This is a genomic window from Verrucosispora sp. WMMD573 (genome assembly GCF_027497175.1).
Taxonomy (GTDB): Bacteria; Actinomycetota; Actinomycetes; order Mycobacteriales; family Micromonosporaceae; genus Micromonospora.
This window is the reverse complement of sequence record NZ_CP114901.1, coordinates 490,126-508,727: the sequence shown is the minus strand read 5'-3', so window position 1 is coordinate 508,727 and position 18,602 is coordinate 490,126. Positions and strand designations below refer to the sequence as shown.

General features: G+C 71.2%; 18 protein-coding genes. 8 read left to right on the top strand and 10 right to left on the bottom strand.

What is annotated here, in order from left to right; translation table 11 throughout:
• Positions 1-71: 71 nt before the first annotated feature.
• Positions 72-647 (bottom strand): DM13 domain-containing protein, encoded by a 576-nt coding sequence (locus O7601_RS02355; protein WP_281564659.1) that lies wholly within the window; start codon positions 645-647, stop codon positions 72-74.
• Between the two features lie 176 nt (positions 648-823).
• On the opposite strand from O7601_RS02355, the gene O7601_RS02350 reads away from it, so the two are divergent.
• From O7601_RS02350 to O7601_RS02335, 4 genes are read left to right on the top strand one after another with little or no spacing between them, the layout of a single operon-like run.
• Entirely contained in the window at positions 824-1,738 is a 915-nt protein-coding gene (locus tag O7601_RS02350; protein WP_281564658.1) for an ABC transporter ATP-binding protein, read from the top strand.
• Positions 1,731-2,612, top strand: coding sequence for an ABC transporter permease (locus tag O7601_RS02345; protein ID WP_281564657.1), 882 nt, complete (start codon positions 1,731-1,733; stop codon positions 2,610-2,612). The genes O7601_RS02350 and O7601_RS02345 overlap by 8 nt, the downstream gene beginning before the upstream one ends.
• Positions 2,609-3,556 carry an ABC transporter ATP-binding protein gene (locus tag O7601_RS02340; protein ID WP_281564656.1) on the top strand — a complete coding sequence of 316 codons (948 nt, stop codon included), beginning with the start codon at positions 2,609-2,611 and terminating at the stop codon, positions 3,554-3,556. The genes O7601_RS02345 and O7601_RS02340 overlap by 4 nt, the downstream gene beginning before the upstream one ends.
• Positions 3,556-4,266, top strand: coding sequence for an ABC transporter permease subunit (locus tag O7601_RS02335; RefSeq protein WP_281564655.1), 711 nt, complete (start codon positions 3,556-3,558; stop codon positions 4,264-4,266). Before O7601_RS02340 ends, O7601_RS02335 begins: the two co-directional genes overlap by 1 nt.
• 96 nt (positions 4,267-4,362) lie before the next feature.
• Here O7601_RS02335 and valS read toward each other — a convergent pair whose 3' ends face one another.
• From valS to O7601_RS02310, 5 genes are all read right to left on the bottom strand, one after another.
• Complete coding sequence (gene valS, locus O7601_RS02330) at positions 4,363-6,927, bottom strand: valine--tRNA ligase (RefSeq protein WP_281564654.1); 2,565 nt, start codon at positions 6,925-6,927, stop codon at positions 4,363-4,365.
• Between the two features lie 57 nt (positions 6,928-6,984).
• Complete coding sequence (locus tag O7601_RS02325) at positions 6,985-8,862, bottom strand: ABC transporter ATP-binding protein (protein ID WP_281564653.1); 1,878 nt, start codon at positions 8,860-8,862, stop codon at positions 6,985-6,987.
• Positions 8,859-10,541, bottom strand: a complete 1,683-nt coding sequence (locus O7601_RS02320) for an ABC transporter ATP-binding protein (protein WP_281566766.1) — start codon at positions 10,539-10,541, stop codon at positions 8,859-8,861. The genes O7601_RS02325 and O7601_RS02320 overlap by 4 nt, the downstream gene beginning before the upstream one ends.
• 538 nt (positions 10,542-11,079) lie before the next feature.
• Positions 11,080-11,604 carry a methylated-DNA--[protein]-cysteine S-methyltransferase gene (locus O7601_RS02315; RefSeq protein WP_281564652.1) on the bottom strand — a complete coding sequence of 175 codons (525 nt, stop codon included), beginning with the start codon at positions 11,602-11,604 and terminating at the stop codon, positions 11,080-11,082.
• 91 nt (positions 11,605-11,695) lie between these two features.
• Positions 11,696-13,177: an AlkA N-terminal domain-containing protein gene (locus O7601_RS02310; RefSeq protein ID WP_281564651.1), complete on the bottom strand. Its 1,482-nt coding sequence runs from the start codon at positions 13,175-13,177 to the stop codon at positions 11,696-11,698.
• A gap of 218 nt (positions 13,178-13,395) precedes the next feature.
• Here O7601_RS02310 and O7601_RS02305 point away from each other — a divergent pair, with 218 nt between their 5' ends.
• The 3 genes from O7601_RS02305 (at position 13,396) to O7601_RS02295 (ending at position 15,473) form a co-directional block, all read left to right on the top strand.
• A complete protein-coding gene (locus O7601_RS02305) occupies positions 13,396-13,878 on the top strand; it encodes a hypothetical protein (RefSeq protein WP_281564650.1) in 483 nt (160 codons plus the stop codon).
• A gap of 99 nt (positions 13,879-13,977) precedes the next feature.
• Positions 13,978-15,063, top strand: a complete 1,086-nt coding sequence (ychF, locus tag O7601_RS02300; RefSeq protein WP_281564649.1) for a redox-regulated ATPase YchF — start codon at positions 13,978-13,980, stop codon at positions 15,061-15,063.
• A gap of 41 nt (positions 15,064-15,104) precedes the next feature.
• The gene (locus O7601_RS02295; protein ID WP_281564648.1) at positions 15,105-15,473 is read left to right on the top strand and encodes a hypothetical protein; all 369 of its coding nucleotides are present in this window, start codon (positions 15,105-15,107) and stop codon (positions 15,471-15,473) included.
• Between the two features lie 248 nt (positions 15,474-15,721).
• On the opposite strand, the gene O7601_RS02290 is transcribed toward O7601_RS02295, so the two are convergent.
• The 4 genes from O7601_RS02290 to O7601_RS02275 all read right to left on the bottom strand — a co-directional run bounded on the left by O7601_RS02290 (position 15,722) and on the right by O7601_RS02275 (position 17,967).
• Positions 15,722-16,444 carry an ElyC/SanA/YdcF family protein gene (locus O7601_RS02290; RefSeq protein WP_281564647.1) on the bottom strand — a complete coding sequence of 241 codons (723 nt, stop codon included), beginning with the start codon at positions 16,442-16,444 and terminating at the stop codon, positions 15,722-15,724.
• Positions 16,445-16,532: 88 nt separating this feature from the next.
• Positions 16,533-16,916: a class I SAM-dependent methyltransferase gene (locus O7601_RS02285; RefSeq protein ID WP_281564646.1), complete on the bottom strand. Its 384-nt coding sequence runs from the start codon at positions 16,914-16,916 to the stop codon at positions 16,533-16,535.
• Positions 16,917-17,259: 343 nt separating this feature from the next.
• The gene (locus O7601_RS02280) at positions 17,260-17,622 is read right to left on the bottom strand and encodes a PH domain-containing protein (protein WP_093405480.1); all 363 of its coding nucleotides are present in this window, start codon (positions 17,620-17,622) and stop codon (positions 17,260-17,262) included.
• 39 nt (positions 17,623-17,661) lie between these two features.
• Positions 17,662-17,967, bottom strand: coding sequence for a 4a-hydroxytetrahydrobiopterin dehydratase (locus O7601_RS02275; protein ID WP_281564645.1), 306 nt, complete (start codon positions 17,965-17,967; stop codon positions 17,662-17,664).
• Positions 17,968-18,150: 183 nt separating this feature from the next.
• Here O7601_RS02275 and O7601_RS02270 point away from each other — a divergent pair, with 183 nt between their 5' ends.
• Positions 18,151-18,588, top strand: coding sequence for a (deoxy)nucleoside triphosphate pyrophosphohydrolase (locus tag O7601_RS02270; RefSeq protein ID WP_281564644.1), 438 nt, complete (start codon positions 18,151-18,153; stop codon positions 18,586-18,588).
• Positions 18,589-18,602: the final 14 nt, after the last annotated feature.

The window sequence follows — 18,602 nt, the reverse complement described above, 5'->3', positions numbered from 1 at the left end:
AGAGTGCCATCATGCCCGCCGTGCCACCGCTGTCGACGGGCCGCTTCGCGATGTCGTACGCGTTCGGTTGCTCAGCCCAGCGTGGCCGCCCCGAACGAGACCGCGAACCGCTTGCACCAGATGGAGACGCTTGTCAGGTCCGACAGCTCGACATCGTCCGGAATCGCGTAACCCTGGTCGCCGAGGTTGCCCTTGAGCCGCCCCAACTCGACCCAGCGGCCGTCGTCGAACACGTGCCACCCGTCCCGACCTTCGATCACCGGCTGGTCGGTCAGCCACACCCGCAGGTCGGGGCCGTTGGAGGTGTTCAGACCTACCAACTCCAGCCGGTGCTGCCCGTCAGCGGTGCGCACGATCCGCGCGCTCCCGGAGGTGTCGTGTTCGTGGCTGATGAATTCGCCGGAGCTGACCAGGGTCGCCGCCGTCGCGTCCGGGGAGGCGGACGCGGCGGAAGCGGTCGGCGTGGCCGAACCGGTTGGCGCGGCGGACGTCGCCGGGGTGGCGACCACGGTGAGCCGCTCGGCCACCTCGGCGTCGGTCAGCAGCTTCCACGGCTGGAACCAGTACAGGCCGAAGGCCGAACCAGCGGCCAGCACGGTGATCGCGAACCAGGTGAGCGGGGTGCGGAACAGCCGGCGAATGAGCATGCCCCAGTCTGTCGTGGCTGGTCGCGCCCTGTCAGCCGGGCAAATCTTACGAACTGCGAACCGACTGCCCGGGTGGCGGCGGATCTCCCTAGGGGAAGTCGGCGCGCCGGTATCAGGGGAAACGGGGGTTGCTTCCGGAGCGCGGTGCATTGTCCGACGGCTCTAGGCTGACGGGCGTGACACTGATCGCAACCGAGTCGTTGACGAAGGTCTACGGCGGCGGGGTCACCGCACTGTCCGATCTGACGGTCGCGGTGGAACCAGGGATCGTCGGTCTGGTCGGCGCCAACGGCGCCGGCAAGTCGACCCTGATCAAGCTGCTGCTCGGCCTGCTCACTCCCACCCGCGGCCGGATACAGGTGCTGGGCCTGGACCCGACCGCCGACACGGCGGCGGTGCGGGCCCGGGTCGGCTACATGCCCGAGCACGACTGCCTGCCGCCCGACCTTTCCGCCGCCGAACTGGTCACCCACCTGGGACGGATCAGCGGCCTACCGCGCACGGTCGCCCGGGAACGGGCCTCCGAGGCGCTGCGCCACGTGGGTCTGCACGAGGAGCGCCACCGCCCGGTGGGCGGCTACTCCACCGGCATGAAGCAGCGGGTCAAGCTCGCTCAGGCGCTGGTGCACGATCCCGACCTGCTGCTGCTCGACGAGCCCACCAACGGCCTCGACCCGGCCGGGCGGGACGCGATGCTCGCGCTGGTGCAGCGGATCGGCACCGAGTTCGGCATCTCCGTACTGGTCTGCTCGCACCTGCTCGGTGAGGTCGAGCGGATCTGCGACACCCTGGTCGCGATCGAGGGCGGGCGGCTGCTGCGGGCCGACCACATCGCCGCCATGACCTCGGCCACCGACGTGCTCGCGGTCGAGGTGAGCGAGGGTACCGAGGCGCTGGCCACCCGGCTGGCCGCGCTCGACCTGCCGGTGGGCCGGGAGGGAAGGCTGCTGCTGGTGCCGCTGGCCGACCAGGGCACCTACGACCTGATCCTCGGTGCGGTGGCCGAGCTGGACCTGCCCCTGCACCGGCTGGACCAGCGCCGGCACCGGGTGGCCGAACTCTTTGCCCGGAGGGAGAACAGCCATGTCTGAGCCGATCGGCGTCATTCACGACATCGGCTACCAGCGCTACACCGGTCCCCGGCTCGGCCGCCGACACGTCTTCGGGGCGCTGTACCTCCACGGCGTGCGGACCACCTTCGGGCTGGGGCGCAGCGCCAAGGCCAAGATCTTCCCCTGGCTGGTGGTCGGCATCGTGCTGATGGTGGCCGCCGCGGTGACCGCGATCCGTAGCCAGATCGGCGAAGTGGTCATGACGTACGCCCAGTTCGCCGACGCGATGAGCTGGCTGGTCATCTTCTTCGTCGCGGTGGCCGCGCCCGAGCTGGTCTCCCGGGACATGCGCAGCGGTGTCCTGCCGCTCTACTTCTCCCGGCCGCTGCCGCACGGCGACTACCCGCTGGCCAAGCTGCTGGCCCTGGTGACCGCGCTGTTCCTGCTGCTCGGCGCGCCGCAACTGCTGATGTTCCTCGGCGGTGCCTTCACCGCCGACGGCATGGGCGCGGTCTGGGACGAACTGCTCGACCTGCTGCCCGGGCTGCTCTACGCCGGGCTGTGGGCGGTGGTCTTCGCCTCGGTCGGTCTGCTGATCGCCTCGCTGACCGGCAAGCGGGCCTTCGCCGCCGGCGGGATCGTGGCCGTGTTCCTGATGACCACGCCGATCGTCGGCATCCTGACGGTCCTGCCCTCGCAGACGGCGAATCAGCTCGCCGGCATCGCCTCGCCGCCCACCCTGGTGCAGGGCGTCGGCCTCTGGACGATGCGCGACCTGCTGGTCACCGAGGCCAACACCGCCGACCTCGACCTCGGGCCGTTCGGCCCGGTGTACGCGCTGGCCGCCGTCGCGCTCGTGGCGGGCTGCGTCGCCCTGCTGCTGGCCCGCTACAAGAAGGTGGCCGCACGATGACCATGACGAACACCGCCGCACCGGCGGCCACCACCAGCACCCTCGATCTCGCCGGGGTCTCCCGCTGGTACGGCAACGTGGTCGCGGTCAACAACGTGAGCATGAGCCTCGGGCCCGGGGTGACCGGGCTGCTCGGCCCGAACGGCGCGGGCAAGACCACCCTGCTGCACATGATGGCCGGCTTCCTCACCCCGTCCCGGGGCGCGGTGACCCTGGACGGCCGGCCCACCTGGCGCAACCCGGAGGTCTACCGGCGACTTGGTCTGGTCAGCGAGCGGGAGGCGGTGCACAGCTTCCTCACCGCGTACGAGTTCGTGCTGGCCACCGCGAAGCTGCACAAGCTGCCCGATCCGCAGGCAGCCGCTCGTCGCGCCATCGACCTGGTGGAGATGGCCGACGCCCAGGACCGCCGCATCGGCACCTACTCCAAGGGCATGCGGCAGCGCACCCGGGTGGCGGCGGCGCTGGTACACGACCCGCAGGTGCTGCTGCTGGACGAGCCGTTCAACGGCATGGACCCACGCCAGCGGTTGCACATGATGGAGTTGCTGCACTCGCTCGGCGACGCGGGCCGGACGATCCTGTTCAGCTCGCACATCCTGGAGGAGGTCGAGCAGGTCTCCGGCACGGTTCAGGTGATGGTCGCCGGCCGGCTCGCCGCCTCCGGCGACTTCCGGACCATCCGGCGGCTGATGACCAACCGGCCGCACGTCTTCGCCATCCGCTCCACCGACGACCGGGCGCTGGCCGTCGCGTTGATGGCCGAGCCGTCCGTCAGCGGGGTCGAACTGGGCCGCGAGGGCCTGACCGTACGCGCCGGTGACTACGGCGCCTTCACCCGGATGCTGCCGAAGGTCGCCCTGGCCCGGAGCGTACGGGTCCAGCAACTGGTACCCGAGGACGAGTCCCTGGAGAGCGTCTTCTCCTACCTGGTGGAGGCCTGATGTCCACTGTCTCCTGGATCACGATGCGCGGCCTGTTCGGCCGTCGCCGGTTCCTGCTGCTGCTTCCGCTGCCGGTGCTTCTGGTGGGGCTGGCCGTGCTCTCCCGGTCGCTCGGGGTCGAATCCACGGACTGGGGTCCGCCGGTGCTGGTCGGCCTCGGGATGGCCGTGGTCCTGCCGGTGGTCTCCCTGATCGTCGGCACGGGCGTGCTCGGGGCCGAGATCGACGACGGCACGGTGGTGCACGTGCTCACCACGCCACTGCCGCGCTGGCAGATCGTGCTGCCCAAGCTGGCCGTCGCGGCCGGGGTCACCGCGGTCACCGTCGCGGTCCCGCTGTTCGCGGCGGGCCTGCTGGCCGATTCGGTACGCCTCGGCGTGGCGCTCGCCGTCGCCGCGTCGGTCGGTGCGCTGGCCTACACCGCGCTCTTCGTGGCGGTCAGTCTGCTCACCCGGCGACCGGTGCTGCTCGGTCTGGTCTACGTGCTGATCTGGGAAGGGCTGCTCAGCAATGTGATCAGCGGTACCCGGGTGCTGTCGATCCAGCACTACGTGATCGCCCTGGCCGACCGGCTCGCCCCGACCGACCTGCTCGCCACCACGGTCTCCGTGCCGGTGGCGGCGGTGATGACCGCGCTGATCATCGTCGCCGCCACGTTCCTCGCCATCGACCGCCTGCGCTCCTTCTCGGTGGCCGGCGAAACCAGCTGACCACCTTCAGGGGGGTGTCGGGAGGCAGCACTTTCGGGGGAAGTGCTGCCTCCCCGGCTGTTGAGGCGACACTTCCCCCGATGTTGCGCGGCATCCTCAGAAGGCGCAGGCGATGACGAGTTCGGGGGTGCGGTCGGGGAGCAGGTCGAGCTTGCCGATGCGGCCGGCGGCGCGCAGGTCGTCGATGACCAACGTGAGCTGGTCGAGCAGCGCGGCCGGACCGAGCGCCTCGGCCAGCGGCACCTCCGCCTTCATCGACAGCTTCCGCTCGGACTTGGCCCGGCGGACCTGCCCCAGGGCGTCGGCGGCGAGCCGCAGCAGGTGCGGATCTCCGTCGCCCTGGATCGCCCGGCCCACCTCGTACGTGGTCGGCCACGGCGCGCGATGCACCGAACCGTACCGCCACCACGACCAGACCTCCTCGGTCGCGTACGGCAGCACCGGGGCGAAGAGCCGTAGCTGCACCGACAACGCGGTGGCCAGCGCCGCCCGGGCCGAGTCCGCGCCGGCCCCGCTGCCGTAGGCGCGCTCCTTCACCAACTCGATGTAGTCGTCGCAGAACCGCCAGAAGAACGACTCGGTGGCCTGTAGCGCGGCCGTGTGGTCGTACCCCTCGAACGCCGTTGTCGCAGTGGCCACCACCCCGGACAGTTCGGCGAGCATGGCCCGGTCGAGTGGCTCGGTGGCCGGGGCGCGCAACGCGTCGGCGGCGCCCAGCCCGAGCGCGAACTTCGACGCGTTGAGCAGCTTGGTGGCCAACCGCCGGCCGATCCGGATCTGAGCCGGGTCGAAGGCCAGGTCCGTGCCGGGCTTGCCGCTGGCCGCCCAGTACCGCACCGCGTCCGAGCCGTGCTGCTCCAGCAACGCCATCGGGGTCACCACGTTCCCCTTGGACTTCGACATCTTCTTGCGATCGGGATCGAGGATCCAGCCGGACAGCTCCGCCGTCTGCCAGGGCAGCACGCCGTGCTCCAGATGCGACCGGACCACTGTGGCGAACAGCCAGGTGCGGATGATGTCGTGCCCCTGCGGGCGCAGGTCCATCGGGAAGACGCGGCGGTACAGATCCGGGTCCCGTTCCCAGCCGCCGACGATCTGCGGGGTCAACGACGAGGTGGCCCAGGTGTCCAGCACGTCCGGGTCGCCGACGAAGCCGCCCGGCACCCCGCGCTGCGACTCGTCGTACCCCGGCGGGCAGTCCCCGGATGGGTCGATCGGCAGCGCGGACTCCGCCGGCGTGAGAGGCTGGGTCCAGTCCGGTTCGCCAGCGTCGTCGAGCCGGTACCACACCGGCACCGGCACCCCGAAGTAGCGCTGCCGGCTCACCAGCCAGTCGCCGGTCAGGCCGCCGACCCAGTGCTCGTAGCGGTGCCGCATGTGTTCCGGCACCCAGCGCAACTCCCGCCCGCGGGCCAGCAGTTCCTCCCGCAGCCCGGTGTCGCGGCCACCGTTGCGCAGATACCACTGCCGGGTCGAGACGATCTCCAGGGGCCGGTCGCCCCGCTCGTAGAACTTCACCGGGTGGCTGATCGGACGCGGCTCGCCGACCAGGTCATCCGCCTCGGTCAGCTGCTCCACGATCGCCCGTCGGGCCCCGTTCACCGGCTGCCCGGCCAGCGCCGCGTACGGCTGCGCGGGCACCCCGGCCGGTGGCTCCGGCAACAGCCGGCCGTCCCGGCCGACGACCACCCGGGTGTCCAGGGCCAGTTCCCGCCACCACGTCACGTCGGTCAGGTCACCGAAGGTGCAGACCATCGCGATGCCGGTGCCCTTGGCCGGGTCGGCCAGCGGGTGCGCGCGCACCGGCACCTCCACCCCGAACACGGGGGTACGCACTGTCGTGCCGACCAGGTCCGCGTACCGCTCGTCGTCGGGGTGGCAGACCAGCGCGACGCAGGCCGGCAGCAGCTCCGGTCGGGTGGTGTCGATCAGCACCGCCCGCCCGCCGGGCGCGTGGAAGCGCAGCCTGTGGTACGCGCCCGGGCGTTCCCGGTCCTCCAGTTCGGCCTGGGCCACGGCGGTGGCGAAACCGACGTCCCACAGGGTCGGCGCCTCGGCCTGGTACGCCTCGCCCCGCGCCAGGTTGCGCAGGAACGCCCGCTGGGAGGTGGCCCGGGCCACCCGTCCGATGGTGGTGTACATCGACGACCAGTCCACCGACAGGCCGAGCCGCCGCCACAGCGCCTCGAAGACCTGCTCGTCCGCGACGGTCAGCCGCTCGCACAACTCGATGAAGTTGCGCCGGGAGATCGGGGTCGGATGCTTCCGGGCGGCGTCGTCCACGGGGGCGCTCGGCGGTGCCCAGTCCGGGTCGTACGGCAGCGAGGGTTCACAGCGCACCCCGTACACGTTCTGCACCCGGCGCTCGGTGGGCAGGCCGTTGTCGTCCCAGCCGATCGGGTAGAAGACCGTCCGGCCGCGCATCCGCTGAAACCGGGCGATCAGGTCGGTGTGCGTGTACGAGAAGACGTGCCCCATGTGCAGCTCGCCGGATACGGTCGGCGGCGGGGTGTCGATCGCGTATACGTCCGACCGCTCCTTGCTGCGGTCGAACGCGTACGTGCCCTCCTCCTGCCAGCGGCGCGACCAGGTCTCCTCGAGCCCGTCCAGCTGCGGACGCTCGGGGACGCCGGTGCGGGCCGTCCTCGCCGTATCGGTCATCCGTAGATCGTAGGCACCGGGACCGTGGTGGGCACGCCATTACTGATCACCAACGGATCAGAGCAGCGAGTCGCGCCACTGGCGGTGCAGGTCGGCGTACCGGCCCCCGCCGACGATGAGCTCGGCCGGCGGCCCGTCCTCGACGATCCGGCCCCGGTCGAGGACCAGGACCCGGTCGGCGGTCTCCACCGTCGAGAGCCGGTGCGCGATCACCAGCGCGGTCCGGTCTCGCAGGATGCTGCCGAGCGCGTGCTGCACCAGACGTTCGGTCGGCACGTCCAGCGACGAGGTGGCCTCGTCCAGGATCAGCACCGCCGGGTCGGCCAGGAACGCCCGGGCGAAGGCGACCAACTGCCGCTGCCCGGCGGAGAGTCGGCCGCCGCGGCGGTGTACCTGGGTGGCGTACCCGTCGGGCAGCGCCGAGATGAAGTCGTGGGCGCCGATCGCTCGGGCGGCGGCCTCGACGGCCTCGTCGTCGGCGTCCGGGCGACCGAACCGGATGTTGTCCGCGACGGTGCCGCCGTACAGGTGGGTCTCCTGGGTGACCAGCACCATCGCCCGGCGCAGCTCCGCGTCGGCCACCGCGCGCAGGTCCACACCGCCGAGGGTGACCGTGCCGGTGTCCGGGTCGTGGAACCGGGCGAGCAGCTTGGCGACTGTGGACTTGCCGGCGCCGGTCGGCCCGATGAGGGCCACGGTCTGCCCGGCGGGGATGGTGAGGTCCAGCCCGGTGAGGATCGGGGAGTCCGGGCGGTACCCGAACGACACCGCGTGGAAGCGGACCGCGCCGCGCGCCGGGCCGTCGGGCAGCGGTACGGGCCGGGTCGGTTCGGCCACCGAGGGCCGTTCGTCGAGCACCCCGGCGAGCTTCTCCAGCGCTGCGGTCGCCGACTGGAGCGAGTTGTAGAACTGGCTCAGCTCCTGCATCGGTTCGAAGAACCGGCGCAGATAGAGCAGGAAGGCCGCGAGCACACCGACCCCGGTGTCGCCGCCCAGCACCCGCGCGCCGCCATAGCAGAGCACCACCGCGACCGTGACGTTGCCGATCAGTTTGATGCCCGGCGAGTACGTCGCGATCAGATGGAAGGCGTGCCGGCTGGACCGACGGTAGTCGTCGTTGACCGAGTCGAAGATGTGCTGGTTGCGCGCCTGCCGGCGATACGCCTGGACCGTTCGGATACCCCGCATCGACTCGACGAAATGGACGATCACCAGTGCCATCGCCTCCCGGGTACGCCGATACGCGGAGGCCGAGGCACGGGCGAACCAACGGGACAGCCAGAACAACAGGGGGAAGGCGAGCAGGGTCACCGAGGCCAGCGGCAGGTCCAGCCAGAGCAGGATGCCGGCCACCGAGACGATCGTCAGGGCGGCCATCACCAGGCTCTCGACACCCCCGTCGACCAGCTCGGCGATCGAGTCGATGTCGCTGGTCAGGCGCGAGATCATCCGCCCCGACGTGTAGCGCTCGTGGAACGCCACCGGCAGGTGCAGGAAGTGCGCGTACACCCGGCGGCGCAGGTCGAGCAGGACAGCCTGGCCGATGCGGGCGGAGACGCTGAGGAAGCCACGCCGGGCCGCGTACTCGATGCCGGCCGCGGCGGCGAACGAGACGGCCACGGTGATCAGCGGGCCGGGCTCGCCCGCCCGGAGCGGCTCGATCGCCCGGTCGATGCCGAGCATGACCAGGTACGGCCCGGACATGGCCGCGGCGTTCTGGGTCAACAGCAGCGCGACCGCGGTGCCCAGCCGGGCCCGGTGCGGGCGCAGCACGTCCGCCAGCAGCGCCCGGCTGCGGGCGCGCAGCCGGGCCACCGCCGCCGGATCCGTGTCCTCGGCGAGGCTGCGGTCGGCGTTCGGGTCGGGCGCCACCCCCCGCCAGTGGGCCGGGTCCGCCTCGGGCGGTGGGTCCGGCACGGCCGACGCGGCGGTCACGAGAGCACCAGGGGAGAGCCGCCCGGCTCGGCGGAGAGCAGCCCACGATACGCGGGCACACTGGCGAGCAGCTCGGCATGGGTGCCGACGGCGGTGATCCGGCCGTGCTCCAGCAACGCCACCCGATCGGCCAGGGCGATGGTGGACGGGCGGTGCACCACCAGCAGCGCGGTGGTGTCGCGCAGCACCCGCTTGAGCGCCGACTCCACAAGCGCCTCGGTGTGCACGTCGAGCGCGGAGAGCGGGTCGTCGAGCACGAGCACGGCCGGGCGGATCAGCACCGCCCGGGCCAGGGCGAGTCGTTGCCGCTGGCCGCCGGAGAGCGACAGGCCCTGCTCCCCGAGCCGGGTACGCAATCCCCACGGCAGGTCGTACGCGAACTCGGCCTGGGCCAGCGTCAGCGCGGCCCGGACCTCGTCCTCGCCGGCGTCGGCTCGGCCCAGGGTGAGGTTTTCCCACACCGACATGGAGAACAGCGTCGGCTCCTCGAAGGCGAACCCGACCAGGCCGCGCAGCGAAGCCAGCCGCAGGTCGCGCAGGTCGTGCCCGTCGAGGGTGATGCGGCCGGCGCTGACGTCGTGCAGTCGCGGCACCAGGGACAACAGGGTGCTCTTGCCGCTGCCGGTGGCACCGACCACGGCCACGGTCTCGCCGGGCTCGACGGTGAGATCGAGGCCGCGCAGTACCGGGACCGCGCTTGCCGGATAGTGGAAGCCCACCCCCTCGAAGCGGAGCCGACCGCGCACCGTCGAGCGCGCCAGGGCGATGGCGACCGGACGGTCCACGATGGCCGGCCGGGTGTCCAGCACCTCCTGGATCCGGTCCGCGGCGGTGGCCGCCTCCTGCCCGTTGGCGATGATCCAGCCCAGCGACTGCACCGGCCAGATCAGCATCAGCTGGAGGTTGACGAAGGCCACGAGCTGGCCCACGGTGAGTCGTCCGCCGGCGACGGCGGCGGCCCCGGCCACCAGGACGGTGCCCAGAGTCAGGTTCGGCACCAGATCGAGCAGCGCGGAGGTGCGGGCGAGCAGCCGTCCCTTGCCGATCCCGGTGTCATGCAGCGCCTCGGTGCCGGCTGCGAACCGAGCGACCAATTGCGGCCCCCGCCCGTACGCCTTCATCGTGCGTAGGCCCTGCGCGGTCTCCTCGACCAAGGTGGCCACGTCGCCCTGCTGGTCCTGCATGCGGCGGGACGCGACGTGATAGTGCCGGCCGAAACGGCGGGCGATCAGGAACAGCGGCGCCGCGCTGGCGGCCACCAGCAGCCCCAGTGCGGGGTGCAGCCGGATCAGCAGCACCACCACGACCAGGTAGGTGACCAGGTTGAGCACGAGGAAGAACAGGCCGAAGGAGAGAAACCGGCGCAGCACCGACAGGTCGCTGGTGATCCGGGAGAGGAGTTGGCCGGACGGCCACCGGTCATGGAAACTGGCCGACAGCCGTTGCAGGTGGGCGTAGACATCGGTGCGGATGGCCGCCTCCATCGCCACCGAGGACGATGACTGCACCCACCGACGAACGAAGATCAGCAGGGCTTCGGCCAGGCCGAGCAGCAGTGCCAGCCCGGCCAGCAGGAACAGACCGGTCAGGTCACGCCGGGCCACCGGCCCGTCGACCACCCGTTGCGCCACCAGGGGTACGGCGATGCCGGCACCCGTGGCGGCGAGCCCGGCGAGCATCAGCCACCCGAACTCGAGGGCGTGTGGGCGCAGGTAACGGCGCAGTCGCCAGAGGTTGCGCAGGGGATGTCGGCGAATCTGGCCCCGGTCGGCCGGGCCGCCGCCGCTCCCCGCAGCCACTACCCGACGGTAGCCGCATCTGGCGGCGACGCCGGTGTCGGTTTGCTGTCAGCTGGGCCGTCGCCGCCGCCCTCCGTCGTGCCGCCGTTCGCCGTACTGCCCCTCCACCTTGCCGTTGCTCCGCTGCTTGTGGTCCCGCGGCCCACCGCCGTTCTCCGGCTGGTTCCTGACGCTGCGTGTGCGTCACGGTCCACCGCCCAACCACTCCCCACCCCCTTTGCTCTGCTTCAACCCACGCAACGGATACCCTCCGCAACGGGCGGCGCCTCCGTCATCGAAGCGCTGTTGACGCATTACCGCTACTCAGTGGCCTGTTGCGTGGAGTGAAGCAGAGCAAAGCGTGCGGGTGGGCACTCTCTGGTCGGCGAGCGACCGGCGAGTGCCGTTGCACACCGTGATGGTTACCGATTGTGTGTTGCTAGCCGAGTCGCTCGTGGTCGAGGAGCCAGCGTTTCACCGGCAGCCCCCAGCGGTAGCCGCCGAGCGTGCCGTCGGTACGCAACACCCGGTGGCAGGGGACGAACAGCGCGGCGGCATTGCGGGCGCAGGCCGCCGCGGCGGCGCGTACCGCGGTGGGGCGGCCGGCCAGGGCGGCGTACCCGGTGTAGGTGACCGGTGCGCCCGGTTTGACGTCGCGCAGCACCTGCCAGGCATGAGCCATGAACGCCCCGCCGGTGTGTTGTTCGACCGGGACGTCGTCGATCGCGGTCAGGTTGCCGTCGAGGTAGTCGGTGACGGCTGCGGTGACCTGACCGAGGTCCGGCCGGTGTCGAGGCTGACCGCGCAGGCTGGGGTGCACAAGCGGCAGCAGGTTCGCCGGGTCCGGAGTGAACCCGGACGCCCGTACCGCGCCGTCCGGGCCGACGAGAACGGTGAACGGCCCGGCGGGGGTGTCGATGACGGTGCTGTCGATCATGCTGCTCGTGGTGTTCGTACTGCTCATGCGGCTCTCCAGGGTTGGATCGATGCTGGCCTGCCCGGGAAACCCGAGGCTGGGCCGGGCGGTTGGATTCGGGTGGAGCCGGCGGCCGGGCTCACGCCGATCGCCAGAGACGGATCACGGCATACGACCGCCAGGGGCGCCAGCGGACGGCGTACTCGTCGAGGATCTTGGGGTTGTCGGTGAGGCCGAGGGCGGCGGCGCCCCGACGTAGCGCGAGGTCGGTGGGGAGGAACGCGTCGGGGTCGCCGAGCGCGCGCATAGCCAGATAGCCCGCGGTCCAGGCGCCGACACCAGGAATCGCGGTCAACCGCCGCACCGTCTCCTCCCGGTCGCCACCCGACTCCAGGTCAAGCTCACCGGCTGCGACCGCCCGAGCCACCGCCCGGATCGTTTCGCGCCGCCCCACCGGCATCCGGAACCCCGAATCCGGCACCCTCAGCACCTCCTCCGCGGTCGCGAACCCGCGCAGCGCCCCATCCTGTTGACCGAGAGCATTGCGCCGGCCGGAAGCGCTCGCCGTGGCCAGAATTTCTTGATCAACTGCACCCGGGTGGGTGAGCAGGTGGGTGAGGGTGGTGCGGGCGGAGGCCAGGGAAACCTGCTGGGTGGCGATGGCGCGGACGGCCATCTCGAAGCCGTCCACCGCGCGGGGGACGCGTACCCCAGGCTCGGCCGCCACCGTCGCGGCCAGCGCGGGGTCGGCGGCGAGCGTCTGGTCGACGGCGGCCGGATCCGCGTCCAGGTCGAGCAGCCGTCGGCAGCGGGCCACGGCGGGGGCCAGGTCGCGCAGGTCGGTCAGGCGCAGCGTCGCCGCCACGTGACCGACCGCTGGAGTGAGCGTGGCCTCTCCGGGGCCGTGTGGCAGCCGCAACCCCCGCCGGTACGCCCCGTCGACCACCTCGTCGACGCCGGGCAGCGTGCGCCGGGCGAGGAAATCGAGCAGCGCGGCGGCGTGCAGCGGTGGCCGGTACGCCAGCCGCAGGGTGACCGTGCCCGCACCACGGACAGCCGTGCCATTTCCGCTTCGCAGTTGCGACGGTGGTGCGCCGTAGACCGCGCGTACGGTGTCGTTGAACTGCCGGACGCTGCCGAACCCGGCGGCGAACGCGATCTCGGCCAGGCCCAGCCCGGTCGTCTCGATCAGGGTGCGGGCGGTCTGCGCGCGCTGAGCCCGGGCCAGTGCCAGCGGACCCGCGCCGAGTTCCGCCCGCAGCATCCGATGCAGGTGCCGTTCGGTGTAGCCCAGCCGGGCGGCCAGCCCCGGCACCCCGTCGCGGTCGACCACGCCGTCGGCGATCAGTCGCATCGCCCGGCCGACCACGTCGGCCCGTACGTCCCACTGGGGTGAGCCGGGAGAGGCGTCCGGGCGGCAGCGACGGCAGGCGCGCAGCCCGGCCCGCTGGGCCGCCGCCGACGACGGGAAGAATCGCACGTTACGTCGCTTCGGGGTCATCGCCGGACAGGACGGCCGGCAGTAGATCCCAGTTGAGGTCACGCCGGTGTAGAACCAGCCGTCGAACCGCTGGTCACGGCTGTCGACGGCCCGGTAACACCGTTCGAAGTCGAGTTCCACCTAACCGATGATGCCCCCGCCTCCGCCCACCCGGCTCGCGGAATTCGGACCACACCCTCCGCATCGCCGATCATGCACTTGTGGCATCCGGATGAGTGGTTTATGCCCGGTTTGCCGCCGCCACAACTGCATGATCGCGGCAGGGGGCGGGGTGGGGGAGGGGGAACTGTCGGTTGTGGTGGGTAGCGTGCGGCCACCAACTCCAGAAGGGTGCGGCAATGGTTAGCGTGGCGGGGCGGGCGGCGTCGGGACACGAGCACCCACCACTCGACCCGACAGTGGTCCAGCGCTTCTATCGCCGGATGCGCGCCGTAGCTCCGGCCGCGGTCGGGGCCATCGAGCGGGACCGCGCCGACGATCCGGGCCGCGCCTTCGGTGACACCGCCTGTGGCCGGCTGGTGGGCTCGCTCGACCAGGACGGGGTGCGCTCGCTCGGGATGTGGGTGCACCACTGGTGCATGCGCTTCTATGACGACGACACCCGCGCCGCGCTGCGGCTGCTCCGGGAGATCGCCGCTCGACCGGCCCTGGGGTGGACGGCCGACGAGATCCACTGGATGCTCGGTGAGTCGCGGCACGCCGCGCCCGCCGCCGACGCCCGTTTCACGCTGCCACTCGCCGCCGCCGCCGAGCTCGCCCCCGGTGCGCTACGGATCGACCTGCTGGTGCCGCGCCAGGGGGCGCCGCAGCACGACCCGTAACGCCCGGCGCGGTCGGGCCGACCCGGTCCGGCGGAGCGCTGACGTCGGGTCGGGCCTACCTGCCGGCGGCCGGGCGGTACCGGCGTAAGCTGGCTCGTCGTGAGTCTCACCATCGGCATCGTCGGCCTGCCCAACGTCGGCAAGAGCACCCTGTTCAACGCGCTGACCAAGAACGACGTGCTCGCCGCGAACTACCCGTTCGCGACCATCGAGCCCAACGTCGGTGTGGTCGGGCTGCCGGACGAGCGGCTGCACCAGCTCGCCGAGATCTTCAGCTCGCAGAAGGTGATTCCCGCCCCGGTGTCGTTCGTCGACATCGCCGGCCTGGTGCGGGGCGCCTCGAAGGGTCAGGGGCGGGGCAACGCGTTCCTGGCCAACATCCGTGACGCCTCGGCGATCTGCCAGGTGGTGCGGGCATTCTCCGACCCGAACGTGGTGCACGTCGACGGCAAGGTCTCACCAGCCGACGACATCGAGACGATCAACACCGAGCTGATCCTGGCCGACCTGCAGACGCTGGAGAAGGCGCTGCCCCGGCTGGAGAAGGAGGCCAAGCTCCGCAAGGACCGGGCCGCGGCGGTGGACGCCGCGCGAAGGGCGGTCGACGTCCTGGACGGCGGCACCACCCTCTGCGCGGGCGCGGCGGCGGCCAACGTCGAGCTGGAGCACCTGCGTGAGCTGCATCTGCTCACCACCAAGCCGTTCCTCTACGTCTTCAACGTCGACGAGGCCGAGCTGAACAACGCCGAGTTCCTCGACGAACTCCGGGCGCTGGTGGCGCCCGCAGAGGCCGTCTTCATGGATGCCAAGATCGAGTCCGAGCTGGTGGACCTGCCCGAGGAGGAGGCCCGGGAACTGCTGGAGTCGATCGGGCAGTCCGAGCCGGGGCTGGACCAGCTGGTCCGGGTGGGCTTCCGCACGCTCGGCCTCCAGACGTACCTCACCGCCGGCCCCAAGGAGGCGCGGGCCTGGACCGTGCCGATCGGCGCGACCGCCCCGGAGGCCGCCGGGGTCATCCACTCCGACTTCCAGCGCGGCTTCATCAAGGCCGAGGTGGTCTCCTATGCCGACCTGGTCGAGGCCGGCTCGATGGCTGCGGCGAAGGCGGCGGGCAAGGTCCGCATCGAGGGCAAGGAGTACGTGATGCAGGACGGCGACGTGGTCGAGTTCCGCTTCAACGTCTGAGGCGGGCAGCGGGCGCCGCTCCGAGGCGGGACACTCGGCCGGTGTCGATGTTCACGCCACAGGAGCCCTGGAAGACCAACCCCGGCCTGGCCCTGCTGCACCTGATCGTGTGGTACGCGGTCGCGGTGGGTGCCTTCTTCCTGCTCGCGTACAGCCAGTCCGACGTGCCTGACCCGGACTGCCAGGAAACTTTCTGCGGGTCGCCGCGTTCCGGAGTGCTCATGGCGGGACTCTTCGTCGGGGCGCCGGCGCTTCTGCTGGCGCTCGTGGTCAGCCTGGTGATCCTTGGGCTGATCAGTGCGCGACAACCGCAGCGCCCAGCCCGATGGGTGGGGCTGCTCGCCGCCACTCCGGTCTTCGTGCTGCTCGCTGCCGCCGTCTGTCTGGTGGGCTCCTCCGCGGGGCGATAGCAGCGCGGTCCTCACGGAATAGTTCTGCGTGGCGAAACCTCTGCGCTGTCAGGGCCGCACTCCTCGCGGCCGGTCTTGCCGCCGCGCCCGCCGCTGCTGGTACGGCGTCGACAGCAACCTGGAGTCGGCCTGGTGCGAGTTCGACGTCGAGCTCGCTGCGGGCGCGAGCCTGGCGGCGCTGGGCACGGCATCTCCACCAAGCCGGACGCCCGCCCGGAGAAACATCGGGACCTGCCGTGGGGGCGGGGTCATCCGGCGCGCAGGGCGTCGTCGATGCCGGTCTCCCGGTCGCCGAGACGCACCGGGTCGCGGCGGGAGAGCATGTCCAGCGCGGCCTTGAGGCCGGCACCGTACTCGCGGGCCGAGCTGATCCGCCAGGTGCGGTGGCTCAGGTCCCGGGCGGTCTCATCGCCGACGCCGTTGGCGTCGATCCCGAGGTGCCGGCAGACCGTGACGGCGCGGGCCAGATGGAACTGCTGAGTCACCACCGTCGCCCGCTCCACCCCGAAAATCCGCTTCGCCCGGGCGCACGAGTCGTACGTGTCGAAGCCGGCGTGGTCGAGCACCACCTTGTCGGCCGGCACCCCCTGCTCGACCAGCCAGCGCTGCATCGCCTCAGGCTCGTTGTACTCGTGGCGCATGTTGTCGCCGGAGACCAGGATCGCCTGCACCTTGCCGGTGGCGTACAGCTCGCGAGCGATCTCCAGCCGGGCGGCGAGGAACGGTGCCGGCGTGCCGTCGGGCTGGACCCGGGTACCCAGCACCAGCGCGACCGGCGCGTCGGGCACCGTCGCGACCGGGTAGGTGCGCCCCTCGGCGCCGGAGCGGATCCAGCTCGCGCTCGCCCACACACCGACCGTCAGCAGCACCACACCGAACACTCCGGCCAGCGCCGCCCGGCGTAGCCAACGCCCGCGGCCCCGGTAACGGATCTGGCGGAAGCTGGCCGTCAACGACGCACGGATCGGCATGTAGGCCAGTATCCCAGCCCGGCGCGAGCCGCCCGGTGCCCGCTGTGGCGCGGGTACGACGGCCGGACCGTCGTACCCGCGCCGTGGATCACCCGAGCCGGTACACGGAGACGTGCGAGGTGCTGTCCGGGCCGAAGGGAGAGCGGTCCCAGTCGGCGTACCGCTCGGTGAGCCGGAGACCGGCCTGTTCCGCCATGTCGCCGATGGCCACGGGGATGTCATCGCCACCAGGCTTGGCCCGCAGCTTCGCGACCATTTCCGGTGACGCCTCGACCCCCTCCACGGTTATCCCGCGCTCGGCCAGGGGAAGGGCGACCCGACCGGTGCCGATGGCCAGTTCCAGCGCCGGGCCGTTGCCGGCCAGCTGGGCGAGAAATTCCACCGCCGGCGCCGGGTCGGGTACGCCGCCCGGTAGGTCATAGGTGTCGGCCCAGAGCCGGCCGAAGTGTCCCGGGTCGTCGAAGACCGACATCAGCGGCCTCCGTCGTTGCTACCGGCGCCGCACGGTGCCTTGTCCGTTGATTCCCACGTACGCACGAAGCCTCGATTCGATGGGGTTGACGGTGCCTACTCGCTGCCTGGGGGTAGCGGTGTGCCTCATGTCGTCGCTCCCTTCGCTCGGTCGGTTCGTGAGTCAATCGGCATCGATGGCCGACGGCAACTGATTTTGGCGAGTCACCGCTTCCCACGGGAGGGCGGAACCGTCGGCGGGTCAGGCCGTGGGCACGGTTTCCTCGACAATGGCTTGGCCACTCGGCGGGTACGCCGGAAGTACGACCAGCCAGCGACGGGGAGCGCCACCGCCCGGACATTGATCAGCTGATGTAGTGCAGGATCACGTTGTGCACGTGGTGACTCTTCTGGTCGCCGCGGAACTCCACCTCGTAGGTGTGCGTACCGACGTGGATGGCGATCGCGCCGGTGGAGAAGAACGAGCCGCCCCACGACTTGTTGCTGACCACGCTCACGCTGGTGATCTTCGAGTACGGGATGCTGGTGATCGCGTACTTCTTGCCGACGAACGAGCGGTCCTGGATGATGACGCGTCGGTCGGTCAGCCCGATGAACCCGGTGCCGGTGCCGACGGCGTCGTAGACGGCGATGATCTGTTCACCGTCGAGCAGGCCGCTCTGGATCTGCTGGAACTGTTCCTTGCGGTCATAGGTCGCGTTGGCCATGGTGCCCACGGTAGGCAGCGTCCGCCAGCTGACGCGCCGTCAGCTCTCGGTGACCGCGCGGTAGGCGTCCTCGATGCGGGCGGCCAGCAGGACCTCGCCCTCGGAGAGGGGCTCATTGCCGTGCCCCACCCGGATCTGGGTGTGATCGGCGCGCCGGCTGATGTCCGGGCGCAGATGCAGCGCGTCGGCGACAACCTTCACCCGCTCGGTGAGCGCCGCGTGTTGCGTGTCGTCGATGACGAGCGTGCGCCGGATCTGCTCACCCTCACGCGTCCAACCGGACAGTAGGGTGAGGGCATCGCTGAGGTAGTCGTGTTTCGTCCGACCGCCAAACAGCGCCCGCATCACCGCTCCTCCCAGGCTTCGTTGCCGGCTTGTGGCCAAATCGTCGCCGCCCCGTGTCTTTGTCGGTGCCTCTAGTCTTACGTCGCACGGAGGGTGTGTCCACGCCCACACTTCCGGGGATTCCTGGCCTGACGGACGACCAAGCTACCCAAACCGCCGATTGATCTGGCACTCTGGACGCCCGTGCGGACCGAACGGGCGAACGGCGGCGGGCAAGCCGTACGGCGCGATCCGAAGGTGATCGTCGGCGCGGCCATCATCAGGGACGGGCGGGTGCTCGCCTGCGCCAGATCCGCCCCGCCCGAGGTGGCGGGCATGTGGGAGTTCCCTGGCGGCAAGGTGGAGCCGGGGGAGAGTGAGACGGCGGCGCTGGCCCGCGAGTGCGTCGAGGAACTGGCCGTACGCGTGGAGATCGGCGCGCGGGTCGGTCGTGACGTCCGGATGGCACACGGCCGTTCCGTGCTCAGGGTGTACGCCGCCCGCCTCCTGCACGACGACGAACCCCAGGCCCTCGAACACTCCGCCCTGCGCTGGCTCTCCGCCGCCGACCTGGGCACCGTCACCTGGCTCCCCGCCGACGCCCCGATAGTCGCCGCCCTCCGCCCCCTCCTGACCCCCTGACCCCCCCGCATCGA